This window comes from Olleya sp. Ti.3.14 (genome assembly GCF_038154885.1).
Taxonomy (GTDB): domain Bacteria; phylum Bacteroidota; class Bacteroidia; order Flavobacteriales; family Flavobacteriaceae; genus Olleya.
Genome location: NZ_JBAKAO010000098.1, coordinates 1 through 279 on the forward strand (window position 1 = coordinate 1; position 279 = coordinate 279).

1 pseudogene is annotated in these 279 nt (G+C 32.6%); it reads right to left on the reverse strand.

The annotated features are described in order from the left end of the window. Positions 1-76: 76 nt before the first annotated feature. A pseudogene (locus V6251_RS15440) lies at positions 77-279 on the reverse strand (proline--tRNA ligase); the annotation flags it as partial.

The following is a 279-nucleotide window of genomic DNA, read 5'->3' on the forward strand; positions in this document are numbered from 1 at the left end:
CGTTTCCATTGCGGGTGCAAATATACAACTATATTTAAGTGTTGCAACAATTTTTATAAAAAAAATTAAAAAAAAATTAATACGCTTTTGCAAACAATTCGCGACGTGCTGATTCTCTGCGAGTAAGCACACAAATTCCTTTTTCAATTTTTCCCTCTAAAGGCATACATCTAATTGTAGCTTTGGTAATTTCTTTAATTTAATCTTCAGTTTCTGCAGTTCCATCCCCATGCGCAGAGATAAATCCACCCTGTTCTTCTAAAACTTTTTTAAATTCCT